The organism is Polaromonas sp. P1_E12 (assembly GCF_056405975.1).
In genome coordinates this window covers 191876-210794 of record NZ_JBFUBB010000002.1, presented here as the reverse complement: position 1 = coordinate 210794, position 18919 = coordinate 191876, and the positions used below count along the sequence as shown (strand labels likewise).

General features: G+C 61.8%; 21 protein-coding genes and 2 pseudogenes. 11 read left to right on the top strand and 12 right to left on the bottom strand.

Going from position 1 to position 18919, the window contains the following annotated elements:
- Positions 1 to 27: 27 nt before the first annotated feature.
- Entirely contained in the window at positions 28 to 417 is a 390-nt protein-coding gene (locus AC1D13_RS06800) for a tautomerase family protein (protein ID WP_457279982.1), read from the top strand.
- Here the strand turns inward: AC1D13_RS06800 and AC1D13_RS06795 are convergent.
- Positions 414 to 1304: an alpha/beta hydrolase gene (locus AC1D13_RS06795; protein ID WP_457279981.1), complete on the bottom strand. Its 891-nt coding sequence runs from the start codon at positions 1302 to 1304 to the stop codon at positions 414 to 416. The two genes, AC1D13_RS06800 and AC1D13_RS06795, sit on opposite strands and share 4 nt — an antisense overlap.
- Positions 1305 to 1440: 136 nt before the next feature.
- Here AC1D13_RS06795 and AC1D13_RS06790 point away from each other — a divergent pair, with 136 nt between their 5' ends.
- The 5 genes from AC1D13_RS06790 (at position 1441) to AC1D13_RS06770 (ending at position 5965) form a co-directional block, all read left to right on the top strand.
- Positions 1441 to 2127: a GntR family transcriptional regulator gene (locus AC1D13_RS06790; RefSeq protein WP_477689237.1), complete on the top strand. Its 687-nt coding sequence runs from the start codon at positions 1441 to 1443 to the stop codon at positions 2125 to 2127.
- Between the two features lie 30 nt (positions 2128 to 2157).
- A complete protein-coding gene (locus AC1D13_RS06785; protein WP_457279979.1) occupies positions 2158 to 3030 on the top strand; it encodes a phytanoyl-CoA dioxygenase family protein in 873 nt (290 codons plus the stop codon).
- 15 nt (positions 3031 to 3045) lie between these two features.
- Complete coding sequence (locus AC1D13_RS06780) at positions 3046 to 3621, top strand: hypothetical protein (RefSeq protein ID WP_457279978.1); 576 nt, start codon at positions 3046 to 3048, stop codon at positions 3619 to 3621.
- Positions 3622 to 3640: 19 nt separating this feature from the next.
- Positions 3641 to 4999, top strand: a complete 1359-nt coding sequence (locus tag AC1D13_RS06775) for an NAD(P)H-dependent oxidoreductase (RefSeq protein WP_477689236.1) — start codon at positions 3641 to 3643, stop codon at positions 4997 to 4999.
- A gap of 69 nt (positions 5000 to 5068) precedes the next feature.
- On the top strand, positions 5069 to 5965 hold the full coding sequence (locus AC1D13_RS06770) for an NAD(P)-dependent oxidoreductase (protein WP_477689235.1): 897 nt from the start codon (positions 5069 to 5071) through the stop codon (positions 5963 to 5965).
- A 133-nt stretch (positions 5966 to 6098) separates the two neighbouring features.
- Here AC1D13_RS06770 and AC1D13_RS06765 read toward each other — a convergent pair whose 3' ends face one another.
- A complete protein-coding gene (locus AC1D13_RS06765; RefSeq protein WP_431095608.1) occupies positions 6099 to 6530 on the bottom strand; it encodes a VOC family protein in 432 nt (143 codons plus the stop codon).
- A gap of 126 nt (positions 6531 to 6656) precedes the next feature.
- Positions 6657 to 6809 (bottom strand): annotated as a pseudogene (locus AC1D13_RS06760) (TolC family protein); the annotation flags it as partial.
- A 20-nt stretch (positions 6810 to 6829) separates the two neighbouring features.
- Here AC1D13_RS06760 and AC1D13_RS06755 point away from each other — a divergent pair.
- Positions 6830 to 7061, top strand: a pseudogene (locus AC1D13_RS06755) (oxidoreductase); the annotation flags it as partial.
- A gap of 112 nt (positions 7062 to 7173) precedes the next feature.
- Here the strand turns inward: AC1D13_RS06755 and AC1D13_RS06750 are convergent.
- Both AC1D13_RS06750 and orn read right to left on the bottom strand, forming a co-directional pair.
- A complete protein-coding gene (locus AC1D13_RS06750; RefSeq protein ID WP_457279975.1) occupies positions 7174 to 9117 on the bottom strand; it encodes a DEAD/DEAH box helicase in 1944 nt (647 codons plus the stop codon).
- A 380-nt stretch (positions 9118 to 9497) separates the two neighbouring features.
- On the bottom strand, positions 9498 to 10061 hold the full coding sequence (orn, locus tag AC1D13_RS06745; RefSeq protein ID WP_457279974.1) for an oligoribonuclease: 564 nt from the start codon (positions 10059 to 10061) through the stop codon (positions 9498 to 9500).
- Between the two features lie 35 nt (positions 10062 to 10096).
- Here orn and AC1D13_RS06740 point away from each other — a divergent pair, with 35 nt between their 5' ends.
- From AC1D13_RS06740 to rsgA, 3 genes are read left to right on the top strand one after another with little or no spacing between them, the layout of a single operon-like run.
- On the top strand, positions 10097 to 11386 hold the full coding sequence (locus tag AC1D13_RS06740) for a M48 family metallopeptidase (RefSeq protein WP_477689234.1): 1290 nt from the start codon (positions 10097 to 10099) through the stop codon (positions 11384 to 11386).
- On the top strand, positions 11383 to 11703 hold the full coding sequence (locus AC1D13_RS06735) for a 4a-hydroxytetrahydrobiopterin dehydratase (protein ID WP_436157846.1): 321 nt from the start codon (positions 11383 to 11385) through the stop codon (positions 11701 to 11703). The genes AC1D13_RS06740 and AC1D13_RS06735 overlap by 4 nt, the downstream gene beginning before the upstream one ends.
- Entirely contained in the window at positions 11700 to 12683 is a 984-nt protein-coding gene (rsgA, locus tag AC1D13_RS06730) for a ribosome small subunit-dependent GTPase A (RefSeq protein ID WP_477685115.1), read from the top strand. Before AC1D13_RS06735 ends, rsgA begins: the two co-directional genes overlap by 4 nt.
- A gap of 36 nt (positions 12684 to 12719) precedes the next feature.
- Here rsgA and hisC read toward each other — a convergent pair whose 3' ends face one another.
- From hisC to rpsP, 7 genes are all read right to left on the bottom strand, one after another.
- Positions 12720 to 13814, bottom strand: a complete 1095-nt coding sequence (gene hisC / locus AC1D13_RS06725) for a histidinol-phosphate transaminase (protein WP_477685114.1) — start codon at positions 13812 to 13814, stop codon at positions 12720 to 12722.
- Positions 13811 to 14839 carry a CobD/CbiB family protein gene (locus tag AC1D13_RS06720; protein WP_457279969.1) on the bottom strand — a complete coding sequence of 343 codons (1029 nt, stop codon included), beginning with the start codon at positions 14837 to 14839 and terminating at the stop codon, positions 13811 to 13813. Before AC1D13_RS06720 ends, hisC begins: the two co-directional genes overlap by 4 nt.
- A gap of 244 nt (positions 14840 to 15083) precedes the next feature.
- Complete coding sequence (locus tag AC1D13_RS06715) at positions 15084 to 15791, bottom strand: CoA pyrophosphatase (protein WP_477689233.1); 708 nt, start codon at positions 15789 to 15791, stop codon at positions 15084 to 15086.
- Between the two features lie 66 nt (positions 15792 to 15857).
- Positions 15858 to 16223 carry a 50S ribosomal protein L19 gene (gene rplS / locus AC1D13_RS06710; protein ID WP_077595343.1) on the bottom strand — a complete coding sequence of 122 codons (366 nt, stop codon included), beginning with the start codon at positions 16221 to 16223 and terminating at the stop codon, positions 15858 to 15860.
- A gap of 142 nt (positions 16224 to 16365) precedes the next feature.
- Positions 16366 to 17145, bottom strand: a complete 780-nt coding sequence (gene trmD, locus AC1D13_RS06705) for a tRNA (guanosine(37)-N1)-methyltransferase TrmD (RefSeq protein ID WP_477685112.1) — start codon at positions 17143 to 17145, stop codon at positions 16366 to 16368.
- A 58-nt stretch (positions 17146 to 17203) separates the two neighbouring features.
- Positions 17204 to 17824: a ribosome maturation factor RimM gene (rimM, locus tag AC1D13_RS06700; RefSeq protein WP_477689232.1), complete on the bottom strand. Its 621-nt coding sequence runs from the start codon at positions 17822 to 17824 to the stop codon at positions 17204 to 17206.
- A gap of 81 nt (positions 17825 to 17905) precedes the next feature.
- A complete protein-coding gene (rpsP, locus tag AC1D13_RS06695) occupies positions 17906 to 18166 on the bottom strand; it encodes a 30S ribosomal protein S16 (protein WP_477665573.1) in 261 nt (86 codons plus the stop codon).
- A 209-nt stretch (positions 18167 to 18375) separates the two neighbouring features.
- Between rpsP and AC1D13_RS06690 the strand changes: the two genes are divergently transcribed.
- Positions 18376 to 18912, top strand: a complete 537-nt coding sequence (locus tag AC1D13_RS06690; protein ID WP_477689231.1) for an N-acetyltransferase family protein — start codon at positions 18376 to 18378, stop codon at positions 18910 to 18912.
- The last annotated feature ends 7 nt before the right edge of the window (positions 18913 to 18919 follow it).

The window sequence follows — 18919 nt, the reverse complement described above, 5'->3', positions numbered from 1 at the left end:
CCTTGTTCCTGAAGAGACCCACTCCCCTTGCCCACCGCAGCCATTGAAGTACGCCGGCCCTATTCCGGCGAAGAAGAAGCAGCCCTCATGGACGCCGTCCAGGAGGCGTTGACCTCTGCGCTGAAGGTGCCGCTCTGGACGACCTCCATCCGGCTGGTTGTCCATGAGCCGCAGCGCTTTCGTGCGCCGCCCGACAAAGGCGACCGCTACACGCTGGTGACGATCGACTGTTTCGTCGGGCGATCCCTGGAAACAAAACGCGCCCTGTACCAGGCCATCGTGCAAAAGCTCGGCCTGTGCGGCATTCCCGCAGACCACGTGAAAGTGCTGCTGCGTGAGGCGTCACGCGAAAACTGGGCGATCCGGGGCGGCCTGCCGGCGTCCGACGTGGTGCTGGAGTACGACGTCGATATCTAGGACCGGCTACCCGCCAGCAGTTGCAATGCAAGCTGGTGCAGGCGGTGAGACGGCTCCGTCAGCGCCTCCAGGATGCTGAAATGGTTTCGCCCCAGATGGGACTCGCAAACCGGCACCACCCCGGCGCCCCAGGCTTGCTGGATCGACACGTTCTGGCGCAGAAACTCCGCGCTTTCGTCGGCACCCGCCACGCTGTACAAGGTACCGCGGCCCGGCGCCGGCAGCAGGGCCGGGCTGGCCTTGAGCACCTGTTCAGGCGTGAGTTTCAGCGAATCCTTCAGGAAAGGCGTGTGGCGCATGGGTTCAAGGTCGTACAGGCCTGAAATCGACAGGGCATTTTTCAAAAGGTCTGCCGGCAGGTCGCGGGCATAGGCCTGCCAGTCGCACGCCATCAACATGGCAGCCAGGTGTCCGCCGGCTGAATGGCCTACCACCGTGATGCGGGACGGATCCCCGCCGTAGCGGGCAATGTGGCGCCAGGTCCAGGCCAGCGCCGCCACCATCTGCATCGTGATCTGGGGAATGGTCACCGCGGGGCACAGCGCATAGTTCGGCACCACGACGCAGGTGCCGGCCTGCGTAAAGGCCGGCGCCACAAAGGAATGGTCAGCCTTGTCGAGAGACCGCCAGTACCCGCCGTGAATGAACACCAGCACCGGCGCACCGGCCTGGCCCTGGGTGCCGCCATGGGTGGCGAAATCACCCGCCGGAAACACGTCGAGCATTTCACCCGCATGGTTGCCATAGGGAATATCGATCTGGCAGGGCACGCGCTTGCGAATGGCTTGCGAGCTGTCAGCCCAGCGCGTGAAATACACCCCGTGGTCCGGCACGAGAGCCCGGTTGTTGTACATGCGGTCAAGCCAGGCGGGATCGGGCTGGGTCATTGTTCTTCTCCTCAAGGTGTCAAAACGGCTTCAATGGGTGCCATCTTGGCACAGCCCGGCCGCCCGCAGCCATTTACGGGTAAACCCGAAATTTCAGGTCTTCGATCACAGTGTATTCTGTATACAGAGTACGAATATGACGCAACAACTGATCAAAATCGAATCCACGCCCGACCTCGTCGACCAGGTCTACCGCAGCCTGCTGGACGCCATCAGCGAAGGTTCGCTGGCGCCGGGTGCGCGCATCATGCAGGAAGACATTGCCGAGCAACTCGCGGTGTCGCGCCAGCCGGTGCTGCAGGCTTTGCGCCTTCTGAAGAAAGACGGCTTTGTGCTGGACGCCCCGGGGCGCGGCGTGCTGGTGGCGCCACTGGACGTAGCCTGGCTCGTGCAGATTTACCAGGTACGCAGCGCACTCGATGCGCTGGCCGCCCGGCTGGCCGCGCAAGCCCGCTGCAGGCTCGACCCGCAACTGATCAGCCAGGGCCGCAAGGCCGCGCGGGGCGGCGACGTCAAGGCCATGATGGCGGCCGACGCGCAATTTCACGCGGCCATTTACGCCGCGTCGGGCAACCCGCTGATCGCCCAGAGCGCGCAGCTGCACTGGCACCACATCCGCCGCGCCATGGGTGCCGTGCTGCAGGTATCGACCATGCGCGAATCGATCTGGGATGAGCACGAAGCCATTGCCGAGGCCATCGCGGCCGGTGATGAAACCCAGGCCGAAGCGCTGATCCGCGAGCATGGCGAGGAAGCGGGCCACAACCTGGCAAACCTGCTGTCCAGCGCACTCAGCCAAACCGGCGCTCGCGCAGCGCCCTGACACCCGACAACACACACCAGGAGACATGCGATGAAACTGACCCCGGAGCAACTTGCGCAATTCGACCGCGACGGCTACCTGTTTTTCCCCGGTCTCTTCACACCCGAAGAAACCCGGGCGCTCAACGATGCCGTGCCCGAGCTCTACAGCCGGCGCGAAGACTACAACGTGCGCGAAAAGGGCAAGGACTCGGTGCGTACCAACTTCGCCGCGCACATGTACAGCGAACCTTTCGCGCGGCTCGCGCGGCACCCGCGCATGATCGAGCCGGTGGAAGATCTGCTGGGCGAGAAGCTCTACATGCACCAGTTCAAGATCAACGGCAAGATGGCTTTTGAAGGCGACGTGTGGCAGTGGCACCAGGACTACGGCACCTGGCTCAACGACGACATGATGCCGACCGAGCGCGCGATGAACGTGGCCATCTTCATGGACGACGTGACCGAGCACAACGGCCCGCTGATGTTCATCCCCGGCAGCCACAAAAAGGGCGTGGTCGATGCCAAACACGACCTCACCACCACCAGCTACCCGCTCTGGACGGTGGACAACGATTTGATCCGCCAGCTGGTGCAGCGCGCCGGTGGAAAGCAAGGCGGCATCGTCAGCCCCAAGGGCCCGGCCGGCTCGATGATCCTTTTTCACTCCTGCCTGGTGCACGCCTCAGGCAGCAACCTTTCGCCCTTCAACCGGGTAAGCGTTTACCTGAGCCTGTGCGCCATCAGCAACCACATCCGCCGCCACAAGCGCCCCGAATACATCGCGCACCGCGACTTCACGCCGATCGAATGCCTGCCCGACGACTGCCTGCTCAAAGACTACCCGGTGGATCTGCCGTGGAAGGACGGCGTGCCGGCGAGCGCGCTGCAAACCTCGATGGAAGAACTGAAATTGGCTGCGTAACCATTGGCAGAACTGATGATGAATATGAATCGCTTGGCTTGTATCGCTTTCGGAATTGGCCAATTTATTGCGTCACCCGCAACTGCCGAGGAGGAACTCGGTGGTCCAGGCACTCATTGCGAAACGCATGAACTGGTCGTGTTGTCGTGCCCAATCGCGGGGAAAAGCGATAAACACATGTCGATCTGCCGCACATCTGCCCAGACATCCGCGAATGCCTACATGCAATACCGTTTTGGCAAACTAGGTCAGACTCCCGAGCTGACATATCCAGCTACGACCCAAATGCACGCCAGGGAAGCGTTTCAGTTTTCCGTACGTAGCCCGAATGGTTGGACAGGTGCAGATAACCTTCATTTCAAAATCGGCCAAGCGTCGTACACCGTGTACCAATTTTCCTCTGCGCGATTCCCTGAAAAAGAAGCAGGCGTCGTAGTACGCGTGGGAGAAAAAAAACCCATATACATCGAATGCACGGAATCCAGCACGAGTCATTACAGAGACCTTAACGAACTGCGCAAGTTGGAATTACCTGAGATGACAACCCCCGTCGTCTTCGGTCCAAAAGCAAACAAGATTTATCGAAATTAATCAGCAAGACCGCTCATCCATGAACCTCTACACCAAACTCCAGCAACGCGCGGCCGAAGGCAAACCGGTGCGCATAGGCCTCATAGGCGCCGGAAAATTCGGCTCCATGTACCTGGCGCAAGTGCCGCGCACACCGGGTGTGCACCTGGTGGCGATTGCCGATCTGTCACCCGACGCAGCGCGCGCCAACCTCGCCCGTGTAGGGTGGAATCCGGCTGTAACCCAGGCAGAATCTGCGCAAGCAGCTATCAATACAGGAGCAACCTGGATCACCGACGACTGGCAGGCGGTCGTCACGCATCCGCAGATCGACATCATTGTGGAATGCACCGGCAATCCGATCGCGGCGGTAGAGCATTGCCTGAAAGCCTTTGCACACGGCAAGCATGTGGTCAACGTCACGGTAGAAGCCGATGCCTTTTGCGGCCCGCTGCTGGCGCGCAAGGCCGCAGAGGCCGGCGTGGTGTATTCGCTGGCTTTCGGTGACCAGCCGGCGCTGATCTGCGACCTGGTGGACTGGGCGCGCACCTGCGGCTTCCCGGTGGTGGCGGCAGGACGCGGCCACAAATGGCTGCCGCATTTTTGCGAATCAACACCCGAAACCGTGTGGGGCAACTACGGCCTCACGCCCGAACAGGCCGCGCGCGGAGGGCTCAACCCAAAGATGTTCAACAGTTTTCTCGACGGCTCCAAGCCCTCCATCGAATCGACTGCTGTGGCCAACGCCACGGGCCTGACCGTGCCCAGCAATGGCCTGCTTTACCCGCCGGCCAGCGTGGAAGACATTCCCTACGTGACACGCCCCATCAGCGAAGGTGGCGTGCTCGAGCGCAAGGGCATGGTCGAAGTGATCTCGTCACTCGAAGCCAATGGCCGAAAAATTCCCTATGACATCCGCATGGGCGTCTGGGTCACGGTAGAGGCCGAAACGGACTACATCAAGAACTGCTTTGAGGAATACAACGCGCACACCGACCCGAGCGGGCGCTACTTCACCTTGTACAAACGCTGGCACCTGATCGGGCTGGAAGTCGGCGTGTCGGTCGCCAGCGTCGCGCTGCGCGGCGAGCCCACCGGCGTGGCGACCTGCTGGAACGCCGACGTGGTGGCCACCGCCAAACGCGACCTGAAGCCCGGTGACATGCTGGACGGCGAAGGCGGCTACACCGTGTGGGGCAAGCTGCTGCCGGCCGATACTTCCATGAAGATGGGCGGGCTGCCGCTGGGCCTGGCGCATAACGTCAAGGTCGTGCGTGCGGTCAAGAAAGGCCAGAGTCTGAGCTGGGCCGATGTGGCGATGGACACATCGACCCACGCCTGGAAAGTGCGCCAGGAGATGGAAAGCATGTTTGCGCCGGCGCTGAAAAAAGCCGCCTAGAAAGCTGCCTGACAGCCTTCTACCCGCCGGTTCCTTCATGATGGTTCAACGCCATTCCGAGGACATGAATTGACCATCACAAGTGACACGCCCCTGCCCCGTATCGCGTTTTTGGGCATGGGCATCATGGGCCTGCCCATGGCCAGGCGCCTGTGCGAAGCGGGCTACACACTGCAGGCATGGAACCGCACGCCGGGCAAGGCCGACTCGCTGGCGGCGCTAGGCGCCACGCCACATACACAAACCAGTGCCGCGGTGGCCGCAGCCGACATCGTCATCAGCATGCTTGAAAGCGGCCCGGTCGTGGAAGACGTGCTGTTCACGCAGGGCGTGGCCGCCGCGATGAAACCGGGTGCGCTCTTTCTGGACATGGCCTCCATCCAGCCGCGCGAAGCACGCGACCATGCGGCGCGCCTGGGTGCACTGGGCATCGCCCATGTGGACGCACCGGTGTCGGGCGGCCCCGGCGGCGCACAAAGCGGCACGCTGGCCATCATGGCCGGAGGCAAGGCAGAAGACTTCGCCCGCGCCCTGCCCGTGCTGGCGCACCTCGGCCACGCCGTGCATGTGGGCCCGCACGGCAGCGGCCAGCTCACCAAGCTGGCCAACCAGATGATTGTGGGCATCACCATAGGCGCGGTGGCCGAGGCGCTGCTGTTCACCGCGCGCGGCGGGGCCGACATGGCCAAAGTCAAGGAAGCGATTACCGGCGGCTTTGCCGACAGCCGCATTTTGCAGGTGCACGGCCAGCGCATGGTAGAGCGGGATTTTTCGGCACGCGCCCGGCTGTCGATACAGCTGAAAGACCTGCGCAATGTGTTGGCCACCGCACAGGAAATCGGCTTTGAAGCGCCGGTCACCGCCCTGTTCGAGCAACTTTACGCGGAGGGCATGGAGCATGGCCTGAGCGATCTGGACCATTCGGGCTTGTTTGTCGAGCTGGCCAGCCGCAACGGAATGAGCTGACAGCGGCCGGGCCTGCTCGGAAGCTCAGCAGATTGACGTGCGGCAACAGAGCTGGCGAAGTTTCATGTTTCTCCCTGGGCGCCATCGATACGTACGGCGGCTCCTTGATGCCTGCCTGATGGCTGCCCGAGGTTTACTTGATGGCGACCGCATCGGGTGCGCGGGGCAGAAGGTCTCCTCGATAAACGAGATGAATCTTGTTCCCGTCTGGGTCGCGTATGTACGCACCGTAGTAGCCTGCGCCGTACCTGTCTCTAGGGCCTGGCTTGCCATCGTCAGTCCCGCCTTCCTTGATCCCGTTCTCGTAGGCGGCATCGACAGATTCGGGATTCGGAGCGACGAATGCGACCATGCTTCCGTTGCCGGAGGTACAAGGCCTACCGTCGTAGGGAAGATATATATAGAAGCGCGGTAGCTCCGCCCCGGGCATAATCCAGCACGACCAGAGTCGCCCAGGACGGGGCGGGACCAGACGCCTGACGAGGCCCAACGGCAGCAAAATCGCGTCGTAGAAGCGACTGGATATGTCAAGATCGCTGCAGCCGACGGTGATGTGACTGAACATCGGTGTTCCAAAGCAGTTGAAAGTTGGAGCATAGCTGGGCATGTCAGAATATTCAAATAAGTGTTCTAAGCACATGCCAAGCCCCTCTGTTCGATACTCGCAACTGGTTGACTGTGTGGATCTGCCTCAAAATGCGCCGCTCGCCACAGATTCCGGTTTGCCGGGTTGCCAGCCGCCGCCTAGCGCCTTGAAAGCAGCCACCGCTGCGCGTGCTGATTCCGTTTGCGCATGTGCCCGCGTATCGGAGGCACGCAGCAGGTTTTCATCGGCCTGCAAGACTCGATCAAACGGCTTCCAGAATCCCGGCCTACGACCAGGAGCGCAGCGTCGTTGCCCAGGCCATTCAAAGAAAAAGTCCATCAAGCGCCGGAGCCCGACGGGGTGGCCACCACGATTGTCGATGCCGCTTTGGGTACATGGAAAATGCGGCGTACGCCCAAAGGCGAGGCCTCTCTTCTGGCCAGGTTGCGCCGTTTCATGCCAGCTGGCCCTGTCGAAGCAGGCCTGAGGAAAACGTTCGGCCTGGCCTGAACATCTCGCTGCGAAAGCAGGTGCGCCTGTTCTGGGCCATGCGGGCATGAAAAAGGCCGCTGCAGACAGTGTCTGCAGCGGCCTTTGTTTGCCGCAGCGAGGGCGCTAAAGATTAGTCACGCGCTGGCTTGGAAAACTTGCCGGACTTCTTGGCCGCATCACGGGGCACAAATACCTTGCCAGCTGGCTTGGCAAAGCCGCCGGGCTTGCGGTTGGCAAAGTCAGGGCGCGGTGCAAAGCCTTCGTTGCGGGAAGCAAAGCCTTCGTTGCGCGGAGCGAAGTTGCGGTCTTCACGCGGGGCGAAACCGGTGTTGTTGCCGCCGCCGAAGCCGCGGTCATCCTGGCGGCGCGGGCCGCGGTCATTGAAACCGGAACGGTCGCCATAGCCACCCTGTGGTCCAGGAGCGCGGCCCTGGAAGGGAGCGCGGTCGTCACGGTCGTTGTGGCGAGGAGCGCCGAAGCCGCCACCGCCAGCGCCACCACCAAAGCCACCTGCGGGCTTGCGGCCGGCATAGCCGCCACGATCACCACCGCCGCCGCCGAAGCTGCGGCCACCGCGGTCGCCGCGATCACCACCGAAGTTGCCGCGGGGGCGGTCGGAGGTCGGGGCAAAGCGCTGCTGCGGCTCCAGACCGGCGATCACACTGGGCTTGAGGTTCTGCTGCATGTAGTGCTCGATGTCCTGGATCTTGCGGCGATCGCGGAATTCGGCAATCGTGATCGCCTGGCCTTCGCGGCCGGCACGGCCGGTGCGGCCAATGCGGTGCACATAGTCTTCGGCTTTCATCGGCAGGCCGTAGTTGATCACGTGGGTGATCGACGGAACGTCCAGGCCGCGGGCAGCCACGTCGGTCGCGACCAGGATCTGGACGCGGCCATCGCGGAAAGCCATCAGGCGGCGGTTGCGCAGGCCCTGGCCCAGCGCGCCGTGCAGCGCCACAGCGCTGAAACCTTCCTGTACCAGGTCGTTGGCCAGGCCGTCGCATTCAACCTGGGTGCAGGCAAACACGATCGACTGGTTCATGGTGGTGTCGCGCAGCGAATGATCCAGCAGCTTGCGCTTGTGGGTCATGTTGTCGGCCCACAGCAGCGACTGGGTGATCGACGCATGTTTTTCATGCGGCGAGTCGATCTCAACACGCTGCGGCTGGCGCATGACGCGCGTGGCCAGTTGCATGATGCGCGGCGCAAACGTGGCGCTGAACATCATGGTCTGCTTGCGCTCGATCGTGAGCTGGTTGACTTCGGTCAGGTCATCGGCAAAGCCGAGGTCCAGCATGCGGTCGGCTTCGTCGACGACCAGGAACTGCACCTGGTCCAGCTTGATCTGCATGCTGCGCTGCAGGTCGAGCAGGCGGCCGGGGGTGGCCACCACGAGGTCGGCATTTTGCAGCTTGGCAATTTGCAGCTGGTAAGGAATGCCGCCGACCACGTTGGCAATGCGCAGGCCGCGGCAATGGCGAACCAGGTCGATCGCGTCGGCGCAAACCTGTTGAGCCAATTCGCGCGTTGGGCACAAAATCAGCGCGCCGGGCGTGGCAGCCTTGAAGTTGCGCGGGCTGGTCGGGTCTTTGCGCTTGGGTTTTTTCAGCGGTGCTTCGCCGCGGGCGACGGCTTCGGCGCTCAGGCGTTCAAATTCGGAGCGCTCAAAACGCTCGGCTTCTTCCTGCTGTTTCAGCAGGGTGTGCAGCACAGGCAGCAGGAAGGCGGCGGTCTTGCCGCTACCGGTCTGGCTGGAAACCAGCAGGTCGGTGAACTTGGCTTTAGGGTCGCTTTTGGCGTCGTGGTCCAGGGCCTGCATGGCCTTGGGGATGGTGGCCATCTGCACGGACGTCGGCTGGGTAAAACCCATGTCGGCGACAGCTTGCAGGAGTTCCTTGGCCAGGCCCAGCTTCACGAAACCATTGGGTTCGGCTACTACGGCTTCCAGGGAGGTGGGAGCCATCGAAGGCTCGTCCGAAGAAAAATCCGGAATCACGTGGATCACGGCTTCAGCGGCGGTATCAATATTTGTGTCGGGCAAAACGTCGCCACGAGCCTCAAAAGAGTCAGTCATGTTTTTCTCACTAATCACCTGTGCGCAACGCTTTTGGCGAGGGAACAGGAAACTTCACCCCCGCGATGCGGAGGATTCGTTCATGGTTAATAAAACATCAACCATCAAACGAATATGCGGTCCAGGCAGCAGAAATGTGCCCGAAGCGGTGACTCCGTTATTGGAGTCAAAAGTGTGAGGTAGATGTACAAATGCAGGGCACCCAGTGCACTGCAAGCCCACGATTATAGCGTGCTTTGCGGGTTTCTACCAGTCCCCCTGACCAAACGAGTCCATTGCGGCTTCCTGCCGCAGCCGCATGCACGCTGATTTGCTATCATTTCAATAGCTTCTTGCGCCCGTCCTGCCTCGCCAAATCCCAAAAAAGGCTTAAGCCACGTTCACTTCAGAAAGTGTTGCCGGTAGTGCTCAAGCTCGTCAATCGACTCATGCACATCGGCCAGGGCGGTATGGCTCTGGCGCTTTTTGAAGGCGCTGTAAACCTCGGGACTCCAGCGCTTGGCCAGTTCCTTGAAGGTGCTGACGTCAACGTTGCGGTAGTGCAGGAAGGCTTCGAGTTTGGGCATGTACTTGACCAGGAAGCGCCTGTCCTGGCTGATGGTGTTGCCGCACAGCGGCGAAACACCCTTGGGAACGTATCGGGCCAAAAAAGCCAGAATCTGCGCTTCGGCATCTGCCTCGTCCACAGTGCTGGCCTTGACCTTGTCGATCAGGCCGCTGCGCCCGTGGGTGCCCTTGTTCCAGTTGTCCATCTGGTCCAGCAACTCGTCGGTCTGGTGGATCGCCAGAACCGGGCCTTCGATGCGCGGCGTGAGTTGCGGACCCGTGACGATGACGGCGATTTCGATCAGGCGCTCTTTTTCCGGGTCGAGGCCGGTCATTTCGCAGTCCAGCCAGACGAGGTTCTGGTCTGATTTTTTGAGTAGGGGTTCAGTTTCAGGCATCTTGCGATTCTCGCTGATCGCCTAAACTGCCAGCCATGACCGACTATTCGCTTGTTTTCACCGGGGTGTTTTCTGCCTTTCTGGTGCTGGGGCTGCTCACGAAGTTCTACCTGGCTTCGCGGCAGATCCGCCATGTGGCCCGAAACCGCGATGCAGTGCCCGCCGCTTTTGCGGCCACGATTTCGCTGCAGGCGCACCAGAAGGCAGCCGACTACACCATTGCCAAGGCGCGCTTCGGCATGCTGGAGATGGCCTTCGCCGCCGCCGTGCTGCTGGGCTGGACGCTGCTGGGCGGCATCGATGCGCTGAACCAGGCCATCGCCGGTTCCGGCCTGACCGCCTGGGGCGCGCTGGTGCCGCAGCTGATCCTGCTGGCCGCTTTTGGCCTCATCAGCGGTTTGCTCGACCTGCCCTTCACCCTTTACAGCACCTTCCGCATTGAAGAGCGTTTCGGCTTCAACAAGATGACCTTGAAGCTCTGGCTGGCCGACCTGGTGAAATCGACGCTGGTCGGCATCGTCATCGGCCTGCCCATCGTGGCGCTCATCCTGTGGCTGATGGGCAGCGCGGGAAGCCTGTGGTGGCTGTGGGCCTGGGGCGCCTGGATGGGCTTTAACCTGCTGGTGCTGGTGCTCTACCCTACCGTCGTCGCGCCGATGTTCAACAAGTTCAAACCGCTCGAAGACGAAACGCTGAAGGCGCGCGTGACGGCCCTGATGCAGCGCTGCGGCTTTGCGGCGAAAGGCCTCTTCGTGATGGACGGCAGCAAACGCTCGGCCCACGCCAATGCCTATTTCACTGGCTTCGGCGCGGCCAAGCGCGTGGTGTTTTACGACACCCTGCTCAAGCAGCTCAACCCCGGTGAAGTTGACGCCGTGCTCGCGCACGAGCTGGGCCATTTCAAGCACAAGCACATCATCAAACGCATCGTTTCGATGTTTGCCATGAGCCTGGCCGGGTTTGCCTTGCTGGGCTGGTTGTCGTCGCAGGTGTGGTTCTACACGGGCCTGGGCGTGCGGCCCAACCTCACCGGCGCCAACGACGCGCTGGCGCTGCTGCTCTTTTTGCTGGTGGTGCCGCTCTTCAGCTTCTTCATCTCGCCAGTATTTGCGCAGTTCTCGCGTAAACACGAGTTCGAGGCCGACGCCTATGCCGTGGCACAGACGGACGGCAAGGATTTGCAGAGCGCCCTGCTCAAGCTCTACCAGGACAATGCCAGCACCCTCACGCCCGACCCGGTATTTGTGAAGTTTTACTATTCGCATCCGCCCGCCTCCGAACGGCTGGGCCGCATGATCCCTTCTGTTGAAAGCACCGCGACATGAGCAACCCCATCCACCAAAACCGCCGCGCCCTGAGCGCCACGGAAATCGTCACCCAGCTGAGCAAGCTCAATGGCGAGCAGGCCCTGGGCTGGCGCCTGATTGACGGGTCGCTGGAAAAAACCTACAGCTTCAAGAACTACTACGAGACCATCGCCTTCGTCAACGCACTGGCTTTCATTGCCAACGCCGAAGACCATCACCCCGACCTGGCCGTGAGCTACGGCAAATGCACGGTGCGTTTCAACACGCACGACGTCGATGGTGTCTCTGTCAGTGATTTTTTCTGTGCGTCGAAGGTTGACGCCTTGCTGGCTTGAGCAAACCGGCACGCCCTGCCGCCGCGCCCATCGCAGGCACGCGGCCCGGGCTGGTGGTGGCGGGTTTTGGCCGCCATGTGCTGGTAGAAACCGACACCGGCGAACGCCTCATCTGCCACCCGCGCGGCAAAAAAAGCCAGGCCGTGGTGGGAGACCGCATTCGCTGGCTGCCTTCCGAAGACGAAGGCACCATCGAGAAAATTGAAGAGCGCAGCAACCTGTTTTACCGGCAGGATGAGATGCGCACCAAGTCCTTCGCCGCCAACCTCGACCAGGTGCTGATCCTCATCGCAGCCGAGCCAGAGTTCTCGGAAAGCCAGCTGACCCGCGCGTTGATTGCCGCTGAAGCCGAGGGCATCACCCCCATCATCGCCCTGAACAAAAGCGACCTCACCGAGCCTTTCGGGCGCGCCTGGGCCAAGCTGGCACCCTACCGGGCCATGGGCTACAGAATGCTCTCGCTGGCCATCAAGCCCAAAACAGCGACAAGCGGGCCGGCCGATGCCCCGCATCCGGAATTGCAGGAACTGACGGATTTGTTGCGGGACAAGAAGACGCTGGTGCTGGGACCTTCGGGTGCCGGTAAAAGCAGCCTGACCAACCTGCTGGTGCCCGATGCACGGGTGCTGACGGCGGAAATATCGCAGGCCCTGAATTCAGGCAAACACACCACCACCAGTACCACGCTGTATTGGGTGAATACCGGCACGGGCAACCAGAGGACCACTGCGCTGATCGACTCGCCGGGCTTTCAGGAGTTCGGGCTGCACCACATTGACCCAGTGCAGCTGGCCAACTACATGCCCGACCTCAAGGCGCACGCCCAAGACTGCAAGTTCTACAACTGCACCCACCTGCATGAGCCGGGTTGTGGCGTGATTTCAAAGGTCAAATCGGGCCCCAGCCCAGACGGAATCAGCGCGAGCCGCTATCGTTTGTATAGCGAATTGTTTGCCGAACTGTCGCAACCCCGCTATTGACGGAATTGACGGGCAGCGGCTGGCCGGGCAATAACGTCAGGCCTTGAGCAGCTCGCGGCAGGCCTGCACCAGTGCCTCACATTGCGCCGGTGTGCCCACGCTGATGCGTAAATGCTGATCGATGCGTGCTTGCCTGAAGTGCCGCACCAGGATGTTTTTCTCGCGCAAGCCGACCGCGAAGGCCGCTGCGTCGTGGCCAGGATGACCAGCCAGCACGAAGTTGGCTTGCGAGGGCAAGACGTCAAAGCCCAGGCCTTGCAGCTGCCGGCTTAACAGATCGCGGCTCTGGATCACGGCCGTGCAGGTCGCTTCAAAATAAGCACGGTCCTCGTAAGCGGCCACGGCGCCGGCGATGGCCAGGCGATCCAGCGGATAGGAGTTGAAGCTGTCTTTCACGCGCTCAAGGGCTTCGATCAGGTGGCGCTGGCCGGCGGCAAAACCAACGCGCAACCCGGCCAGCGAGCGCGACTTGGACAGCGTGTGCACCACCAGCAGGTTGGGATAGCGCGCAATCAGTCCGATGGCGGTTTCACCGCCGAAATCCACATAGGCCTCGTCTACCAGTACAACCCGCTCGGGCTGTTGCTGCAGCAATTGCTCGATCTGCGCCAGTGGCAGCCCGGTGCCGGTGGGCGCATTCGGGTTGGCAATCACCACGCCTGCGCATGGTGCGGTGTAATCCGCCACATTGATGCGCAGAGACGCATCCAGCGGCACGAGCCCGGCCTCAATGCCATAGAGCCCACAGTACACCTTGTAAAAGCTGTAGCTGACATCCGGCATCAACAGCGGCTGGCCGTGGCGGAAAAATGCGCAGAAAGCGTGCGCCAGCACTTCATCCGAACCATTGCCGGCAAACACCTGATCAGGATCTATGCCGTGGCAGCCGGCAATCGCCCGCCTGAGTGCGTTGGCCTGCGGGTCGGGATAAAGCTGCAGGCCGTTTTGAGCCGCTGCCGTGATGGCGGCAACGACACGGGGCGACGGTGGGTAAGGGTTCTCGTTGGTGTTGAGCTTGACCAGGTCCGCAACGCCGGGCTGCTCCCCCGGCACATACGGCACAAGACCGCGCACCGCAGGGCTCCAGAAGGATTGCCCGAAGGGCAAGGCGGAAGGCGGGCTGCCGCTCATCCGAGCAGGCGTGCCAGGGTCAGCAGCGCCAGCAAGACCATCCACAGGACCACGGAACGCCACACCAGCCCCACGATGCTTCGCAGGTGCGCCACTTCGGGTTCACGGCCAGGCGTGGCTTCTGTGGCGATGCCGTCTTCCGCGTCCAGGCCACCCGCCTGGAAACTTTGCGAGGTGTCCGCTGAAAACGTGGTCTTGAGCGCTTCGCCGCCCAGGCGCACGTTCACGGCACCGGACGTAGCAGCCAGGATGATCCCGTCGTTGCGGTTTTCAGAGGCCGAAGGTGTGCCAACCGGAAACCGGTGCGTGTAGTTGCGCCAGGCATCAATGGCGTCTTCAAAACTGCCGACCACCGCGAAACCCAGCGAGGTGACACGGGCAGGCACAAAATCGATCACGCCCCAGGCACGGCTTGCGGCGAGCTGCAGCGCCGTACTGGCGCCCTCGCCTGCCGCGGCGGCGGTCCTTCTTTTATAGGCCCAGTAGCGTGAAACGAACTCGCTCATGCGGTAGAGCACGGCGCCCGCGGGCCCCAGCCCCAGCGCAGCAAGCACCGAAAACCAGCCCAGCACGCCGAACACATGGCGGTGCGCGGCCAGCACCGAATATTCAATCACGTGGCGGACGATTTCGCTGCGCGGAAGCTCGCTCGCATCGACCTGGCGCCACTGCGCCAGCAATTCGCGCGCTGTCGTTTCGTCGCCGTCATCCAGCGCATCGCGTATGTCCGTGAAGTAGTGGCTGAACTGCCGGAAGCCCAGCGTGACATAGAGGATTGCCACGTTCCACGCAAAAGCCAGCACGGGATTGATGGTCCACAGCAGCCAGTGAATCAGGAAGGTGACCAGCGCCGGCACCAGCACGGCGACCGTCCATGCGATCCAGCCATGGTGCGGTTTGCCGGCATCCAGGCTGCGATTAGTCCAGCGCGCCCAGCCCCGGAATCCCGCATGAATCCAGTTGCCGCGGGCCAGCGGACGGGCCTGTTCGATGATGAGTGCAAACAAAACGGCAAAAAAGCTCATGAGGAATCATACTGCCCCCACGCTCCCCCACTGCGTGTGGGTCGCTGCCCCCCGAGGGGGCCGCCCGCCTGCGGCCCGGCAAAGCCGGTTCCGCGGCTCATGCTGGCTTGAAGAATTCTTTGGGTGCTATCGGTGATGGAGTATTTCACCAGTGGGGGCCCGCGGGACTGGCTTTGCCAGACCGCAGGCGCCGCCCCCTCGAGGGGGGAACAAGCTACACGTAGTGAGCTTGGACGGGGGTGGACTAAGCCACCAGAAAACGATAGAGATTACGCAGCATGCCGGCCGTCGCGCCCCAGATATAGCGCTCCCTGGCCTCGTTGCCATCACCTTCCATGGAGGGGTCTGAGTACGGCATGGAAAGCCATTGGCGCAGGGCGCCGTCGAACTCCATCTCGTGGCGGCGATGGTTGGCCGGGTTCATCAGGTAGCCCAGCGGCACCTCGAAGACATCTGCGACTTCACCGGGGTTGGGCTGCAGCACGAAGCCGGGCTTTACCAGCGCCACGACCGGTGTGATGATGAAAGCGGTGCCGGTGACGTAGGTCGGCAAGGTGCCCAGCACCTCCACATGGTCGCGCGGCAAGCCGACCTCCTCGTGCGCTTCCCGCAGCGCGGTGTCCACTGCATCGCGGTCGGCCTCATCCGTGCGGCCGCCGGGCAAGGCGACCTGGCCTGAGTGCGTGGACAGGTTGGTGGTCCGCTCCGTCAGCAGCAGTGTCAGCTCGTCCCGCATGACCAGCGGAATCAGCACCGCAGCCAGCGCAGGCGTGCGGTCGGTAAATTTCTTTTCAACGCTGTGTTCGGGAGTCCAAACAGGCGGATGCCGAAAACGCTGGCGCAGCGCTTCCGGCGAAAGATGCGCAGAAGGGACGCCCGCCAGATGGTCATCAATACCCAGCACCGGGATGCTGCGGGGGTCAAACTTCGGCAGGGGCCGGGTGTTGTTCATGGAATGAGAGGTTAGCAGGCAAAAAAAAGCCGCTCGACAGAGCGGCTTTTCAGGGCGGAGGTGCTTTTAGGCAGCCTTGGCGCCCAGCTTTTCCTTGATACGTGCGGATTTGCCGCTGCGGCTACGCAGGTAGTACAGCTTGGCACGACGCACATCACCACGGCGCTTGACTTCAATCTTCGCGATCAGCGGGCTGTAAACCTGGAACGTACGTTCCACGCCTTCGCCGTTGGAGATCTTGCGAACGATAAAGCTGGAATTGAGGCCGCGATTGCGCTTGGCAATCACCACACCTTCAAAAGCCTGCACACGTTTACGCGTACCTTCCACCACATTGACGCTGACGATCACGGTGTCGCCGGGAGCGTAAACGGGAATGGTCTTGTTCAAGCGGGCGATTTCTTCCTGCTCAAGGGTCTGGATCAGATTCATGATTTTTCCATCTAACTTCTTCGCTCATACACGCGCTACGCTAAAGACCGCAAATCCATGGATTCACCCGAAGATGATTCAGATGGTTGCAGTGGCCGCCAGAGGATCGAAAAGCCTTTGATTATAGCAAGTCACTGCTTTTTCAAGCGTCTTTGTCCGGGTTTTCGACCAAATCGGCCAAAAAAGCCTCGTCACTTTCGCTCAAATTCCCACTCTGCCGTGCCATTTGCACCAATTCTGGGCGTTGGCGCTGCGTCAGCGCCAGGCGCTGTTCGCGCCGCCACCGCTCAATGTGGGCGTGGTTTCCAGACATCAGGGTGGTCGGAACAGGCTGGCCGCGCCAGCTTTCGGGCCGCGTGTAATGGGGGCAATCCAGCAAGCCGTCGAGTGCAGGATTAAAGCTGTCCAGCTGGTGGCTGCCCTCGTCATTGAGCACGCCGGGCTGGAGCCGGGCCACCGCATCGAGCAAGGCCATGGCGGCAATTTCCCCGCCCGACAGCACAAAATCGCCCAGGCTGACCTGCAAGTCAACATGCGCCTGGATGAAGCGCTGGTCCAGCCCTTCGTAGCGGCCGCAGATCAATACCGCACCGGCGCCGGCCGACCAGCCTTCAACGCCGGCATGGTCCAAAGCCTTGCCCACGGGAGAAAAAAGCACTGTGGGAACCTTGGGCGCACCGCTCGCAGCACGATCAGCCTGTATTTTTTCAAGGCACAGTGCCAGCGGCTCAGCCATCATCACCATGCCGGGGCCGCCGCCGAAAGGGCGGTCGTCCACGCGGCGGTAGTTGCCGTCGGCAAAGTCCCGCAGGTTCCAGAGCTTGACCTCGACGAGGCCAGATTCGTAGGCGCGGCGGGTCACGCCGCTGACCAGGAAGGGCGCAAAAAGCTCGGGAAAAAGTGTGATGATGTCGAAGCGCATGGGGCTATTGTGTGCGAGCCCGGCGCTTCGGGGCAACAGCCCCTTTGGGCTACAAAAATCAGTAGTCCGGCTGCCAGTCAACCGTGATGCATTTGCCGGCGATATCCACCGCGTCGACATACACGGAAACAAACGGAATCATGCGTTCGGCGGTCACGCTCGTGCCGTCTTCCTGCTGGACGGTGTACTCCACGCACAGGACAGAGTGCGGGCCGGTGGCCATCAGGTCACGCACCAGGCCCAATGGCACGCCTTCGCGGTTGACCACGTTCAGGCCGATCAGGTCGACCCAGTAGTACTCATCCTTGGAGGCGGCGGGAAAGCTGCTGCGTGGCAGGAAGATACGCGCGCCACGCAAGGCCTCGGCCGCATTGCGGTCATCAAGGCCCATGAATTTGGCGACAACGGTATCGGAATGGACTTTGGCTTCGTCGACGCTGAGCGTGACTGTGCCGGAGAACACGGTAAACCCCGGGCGGAATTTGGCGTCAGGCGCCTGCAAAAACCAGGATTTGGCCGCAAAAAGCGCTTCTGGATCGGTGCTGTGCGGCAGGATTTTCACCCAGCCCTTGACGCCCCAGGCATCCAGGATGCGCCCGACTTCGATGGCGTCGTGCGGAAGGCTTGAGGGTGTCAAGCCTGCCGACGATTGAAGGCCGGGAAGAGCGTTAGCCCCCACGCTCTTCACTCCGTGTAATACGCTGCCCCCCGCGGGGGCTAATTTTCCTTGGGGCGGCCCGGCGGAAAATTTTCACTCCAATCAGGCGGTGGCTGGAGCAGCCGTAGCACCTTGCTTGACCAGGCGCAGAACGGTAGGAGACGGCTGGGCGCCCACACCGATCCAGTGGGTCAGGCGGTCTTGCGCAATGCGCAGGCCTTCTTCGCCACCTTTGGCAATCGGGTTGTAAAACCCGATGCGCTCGATGAAACGGCCGTCGCGGCGAACGCGTTTGTCAGCCACAACAATATTGAAAAAAGGACGGTGCTTGGAACCGCCGCGTGCAAGTCGAATGACGACCATGATTTATCCTTCGGGTGGTGGGGCTTACCGGTAAGGTAGATACCCCAATGTTCTGCAGCGCTTGAGACACACGACATGGCCACCCGGCCAGCGAATTGCTGCAAAGCCTGAGATTATAGCCTGCGGAACGGTTTTGGCCCAAATTCACCCCTACCCCGCTCCTGAAGCCCCCGCACACCCATTCTCCTGTCTCCGAAACCACCACCGACATGCCCCTCATCCGCCCCAGCCGCGAAGAAGACATTTCCGCCATCACGGCCATATACAGCCACCACGTATTGCACAGCACAGGCACCTTCGAAACCGAGCCTCCCAGCGTGGCCGACCTGACCGCCCGCCGGGCCGACGTGCTGTCCAAGGGCCTGCCTTACCTGGTCGCCGAAGAGGATGGAAAAATCGCCGGCTTTGCCTACGGCAACTGGTTCAAGCCCCGCCCGGCCTACCGATTTTCAGTGGAAGACTCGATCTACCTCGCGCCTGACCTGCACCGCAAGGGCCTGGGCCGTGCGTTGCTGGCCGAGTTGCTGGCACGGCTTGAAGCGGTGGGCGTACGCAAGGCCATGGCCGTGATCGGTGATTCGGCCAACGCCGGCTCGGTGGGCGTACACCGCTCGCTTGGCTTCAAAGAGGTCGGCACCATTGCCTCCTGCGGCTGGAAGTTCGGCGCCTGGCGCGACATCGTGATCATGGAAAAGACCCTGGGCGCAGGTGACACGCAGCCGCCGGTGGATGCACCCGCCGCATAATCGCCGC

Coding starts and splice junctions, on each gene's coding strand:
- AC1D13_RS06795 (WP_457279981.1), bottom strand. CDS start 1,304: ATGACCCAGCCCGATCCCGCCTGGCTTGACCGCATGTACAACAACCGG.
- AC1D13_RS06790 (WP_477689237.1), top strand. CDS start 1,441: ATGACGCAACAACTGATCAAAATCGAATCCACGCCCGACCTCGTCGAC.
- AC1D13_RS06785 (WP_457279979.1), top strand. CDS start 2,158: ATGAAACTGACCCCGGAGCAACTTGCGCAATTCGACCGCGACGGCTAC.
- AC1D13_RS06780 (WP_457279978.1), top strand. CDS start 3,046: ATGATGAATATGAATCGCTTGGCTTGTATCGCTTTCGGAATTGGCCAA.
- AC1D13_RS06775 (WP_477689236.1), top strand. CDS start 3,641: ATGAACCTCTACACCAAACTCCAGCAACGCGCGGCCGAAGGCAAACCG.
- AC1D13_RS06765 (WP_431095608.1), bottom strand. CDS start 6,530: ATGTTCAGTCACATCACCGTCGGCTGCAGCGATCTTGACATATCCAGT.
- AC1D13_RS06750 (WP_457279975.1), bottom strand. CDS start 9,117: ATGACTGACTCTTTTGAGGCTCGTGGCGACGTTTTGCCCGACACAAAT.
- orn (WP_457279974.1), bottom strand. CDS start 10,061: ATGCCTGAAACTGAACCCCTACTCAAAAAATCAGACCAGAACCTCGTC.
- AC1D13_RS06740 (WP_477689234.1), top strand. CDS start 10,097: ATGACCGACTATTCGCTTGTTTTCACCGGGGTGTTTTCTGCCTTTCTG.
- AC1D13_RS06735 (WP_436157846.1), top strand. CDS start 11,383: ATGAGCAACCCCATCCACCAAAACCGCCGCGCCCTGAGCGCCACGGAA.
- hisC (WP_477685114.1), bottom strand. CDS start 13,814: ATGAGCGGCAGCCCGCCTTCCGCCTTGCCCTTCGGGCAATCCTTCTGG.
- AC1D13_RS06720 (WP_457279969.1), bottom strand. CDS start 14,839: ATGAGCTTTTTTGCCGTTTTGTTTGCACTCATCATCGAACAGGCCCGT.
- AC1D13_RS06715 (WP_477689233.1), bottom strand. CDS start 15,791: ATGAACAACACCCGGCCCCTGCCGAAGTTTGACCCCCGCAGCATCCCG.
- rplS (WP_077595343.1), bottom strand. CDS start 16,223: ATGAATCTGATCCAGACCCTTGAGCAGGAAGAAATCGCCCGCTTGAAC.
- trmD (WP_477685112.1), bottom strand. CDS start 17,145: ATGCGCTTCGACATCATCACACTTTTTCCCGAGCTTTTTGCGCCCTTC.
- rpsP (WP_477665573.1), bottom strand. CDS start 18,166: ATGGTCGTCATTCGACTTGCACGCGGCGGTTCCAAGCACCGTCCTTTT.
- AC1D13_RS06690 (WP_477689231.1), top strand. CDS start 18,376: ATGCCCCTCATCCGCCCCAGCCGCGAAGAAGACATTTCCGCCATCACG.